Source organism: uncultured Flavobacterium sp. (assembly GCF_937967675.1).
GTDB lineage: Bacteria > Bacteroidota > Bacteroidia > Flavobacteriales > Flavobacteriaceae > Flavobacterium.
Genome location: NZ_CALBSN010000181.1, coordinates 1 through 2812 on the forward strand (window position 1 = coordinate 1; position 2812 = coordinate 2812).

Annotated in this window: 4 protein-coding genes; 1 reads left to right on the forward strand and 3 read right to left on the reverse strand. The window is 32.9% G+C overall.

Features of this window, described 5'->3' with window-relative positions:
• On the reverse strand, positions 1–722 hold a 722-nt coding region (locus tag Q0075_RS11825), incomplete at its 3' end, for an AAA family ATPase (protein ID WP_297869686.1).
• Positions 723–794: 72 nt separating this feature from the next.
• On the opposite strand from Q0075_RS11825, the gene Q0075_RS11830 reads away from it, so the two are divergent.
• Positions 795–1547, forward strand: a complete 753-nt coding sequence (locus tag Q0075_RS11830) for a rhomboid family intramembrane serine protease (protein WP_297869687.1) — start codon at positions 795–797, stop codon at positions 1545–1547.
• Here Q0075_RS11830 and Q0075_RS11835 read toward each other — a convergent pair whose 3' ends face one another.
• Positions 1548–2048, reverse strand: a complete 501-nt coding sequence (locus Q0075_RS11835; RefSeq protein WP_297869688.1) for a hypothetical protein — start codon at positions 2046–2048, stop codon at positions 1548–1550.
• Positions 2049–2076: 28 nt separating this feature from the next.
• Positions 2077–2811, reverse strand: coding sequence for a 23S rRNA (guanosine(2251)-2'-O)-methyltransferase RlmB (gene rlmB, locus Q0075_RS11840; protein ID WP_297869689.1), 735 nt, complete (start codon positions 2809–2811; stop codon positions 2077–2079).
• Position 2812 lies beyond the last annotated feature (1 nt).

The window sequence follows — 2812 nt, forward strand, 5'->3', positions numbered from 1 at the left end:
TAATGTTGTTCGCCTGTTTTGTCATACAATACCGTGTTTTTTTGCACCAATTGCATTACTTTTTCATTTGTAATTTCAATTGTGTCGCTTTCAGTAGCATTAATGACTAATTCGAAAATATTTAATAATTTTCGTCCATCGCCACCTGAAAGTCTTAACAATGCTTCGGTTTCTTTTAATTGAATGTCTTTCTTTTGAAGTTCTACATCCGTTTTCATCGCACGATGCAATAAAGCTTCCAAATCGTCTTTGGTAAATGCATTCAACACATATACCTGACATCTTGACAATAAAGCGGGAATAACCTCAAAGCTCGGGTTTTCAGTTGTTGCGCCAATCAAAGTTACCCAACCTTTTTCAACCGCTGCTAATAATGAATCTTGTTGCGATTTACTAAAACGATGAATCTCATCAATAAATAAAATTGGATTTTTAGCGGTGAATAAACCACTGCTTTGTTTCGCTTTTTCAATGACTTCACGAATGTCTTTAACGCCTGAATGTATCGCACTCAGTTGGTAAAATGGACGTTTACTTTCTTGCGCCATGATTTGCGCTAAGGTTGTTTTTCCAGTTCCTGGTGGTCCCCATAAAATCAAACTCGGAATTAATCCTTTGGCAATTTGTTGCGTTAATGAACCTTCAGGTCCAACTAAATGCAATTGGCTGATATAATCCGATAATTGTTGTGGACGAATGCGTTCGGCTAATGGTTGATTCATGACGTAAAATTACAATTTTATGACAAATGTGCATAGAAATATTTTTGGCTTTATCTTTGAACGTAAATTAATATGGAAAAACAACACGATAATCCTTTTCAGTTTACAAAAGCGGTCATTTTATTGCCGCTGATTTTTGTATTGACTTTATGGTTGGTTTTTTGGTACGAATTGCAATTTCAAAATAATTTGTCACATTTTGGAATCTATCCAAGAGAAGTGTATGGATTAAAAGGAATTTTATTTAGTCCGTTTTTGCATGGCGATGTTGAACATTTGGCAAACAATTCCGTTGCTTTATTAGTGTTGTTGCCAATATTAAGATATTTCTATAAAGAGCAATCGTTCGTGGTGTTGTTTTTAGGAATTCTCTTTTCAGGATTGGGAACTTGGTTATTGGGAAGACCAAGTTATCACATTGGCGCCAGTGGATTAATTTATGCTTTGGTAAGTTTTATTTTCTTCAAAGGTGTTTTTACCAAATATTACCGATTAGTAGCTTTATCATTCACCATCGTAATTTTATACGGTGGAAGTGTTTGGTATATGTTTCCTAATGTAAAAGAAGGTATTTCTTGGGAAGGACATTTGGCTGGATTTTTTGTGGGATTAGCTCTAGCATTAATTTTAAAAACACCCCAATTTTCAAAACCTATTTTCTACGAATGGGAAAAACCCGATTTCAATCCTGAACTCGACCCGTTTATGAAAAACTTCGACGAAAAAGGAAATTTTAATCCACCACCAAAACCAGAAGAATTGATTAAAGAATATTTTACTTCTTCTATGAAAGTGGTTTATGAGTTTTTGGGAGGGAAGAAATAATTACTTTATGGAAAAAGAATTGAAAATTTTAATTATTTCTGGGAAGAAAACATCAAATTTATCAATTTCAGCCGAATAAGTTAGAATGTATGCCTTCTCATTCTGAATTATTAAATATTGATAGAATTTTAGATTTCTACCTGTTAAATTTGCTGTATAACTTAATGAATGTAATTCTGAATTGTTTACTCTTGTTCTTTTAGATTCAATAAGCTTTCCGTTTTCTTTTATTTGGTTTTCAGTAATTATTACATACTGATTTAAGTCAATTTTATATCCCTTTAAATTTTGTGTTAGTAGATTGATGTTTTCAATAAATGTATCTTTTTCATCCTCTTTTTCAGTGTAAATAATAAATTCAGTGTCTCTTGTTTTAGAATCATCATATCTAAAATTACTTGGATATGAAATTTCATAATCTGAAGTTTTTATAGTTTTTAAATCTTGACCAATAATAGGAATTGAAATAAAAGTAATTATAAGTAAAATAAAATTTTTCATTGGGAGGAAGATTAATAATCTAAAATTTCTACATTCTCTGTCTCACCGCCTCATACAAAAAAGCACCGCAAGCCACGGAAACATTTAACGATTCAATAGTTCCAAACATAGGTAATTTCGCTTTTTCATCTACAATTTTCAATACTGAAGGATTAACACCTCTGTCTTCGCTACCCATAATAATCGCAACACCTTCGTTGAAGTTGATGTCATAAATGTGTTGCTCTGTTTTCTCAGTGGCAGCAACGGTTTTGATTCCGCTTCCTTGTAAATAGAATATAGCATCTTTAATATGATCTACTTTGCAAATAGGTACATTAAAAACAGCTCCAGCCGAAGTTTTAACCGTGTCACCATTTACAGGAGCCGAACCTTGTTTTTGGATAATGATTCCATCAACACCCGTACATTCAGCAGTTCTAATGATAGCGCCAAAGTTACGCGCATCAGATAATTGATCTAAAATTAGGAATAAAGGTTTTTTACCACTTTCAATAACACTTTCCACCATAGTTTCTAATGCAACAAAAGAAATAGGAGCAATAGTTGCCACCGCACCTTGGTGATTGTTTGGAGTCAATCGGTTTAGTTTTTCAACAGGAACGTAGGAAAAGTTGATGTTGTTTCTTTTCATCGTTTTCATCAAATCTTGCATCAAGTCGCCTTGTGCCTCTTTTTGAACGAATACTTTATCAATTTCCTTTTTAGCGTTAATTGCTTCAATTATTGCTCTAATCCCGAATATTTGGTTGTCTTTTTCCATG

What these genes read in the sequence shown, in the direction of transcription:
- Q0075_RS11830 (WP_297869687.1), top strand. Translation starts at nt 795, where the DNA reads ATGGAAAAACAACACGATAATCCTTTTCAGTTTACAAAAGCGGTCATT.
- Q0075_RS11835 (WP_297869688.1), bottom strand. Translation starts at nt 2,048, where the DNA reads ATGAAAAATTTTATTTTACTTATAATTACTTTTATTTCAATTCCTATT.
- rlmB (WP_297869689.1), bottom strand. Translation starts at nt 2,811, where the DNA reads ATGGAAAAAGACAACCAAATATTCGGGATTAGAGCAATAATTGAAGCA.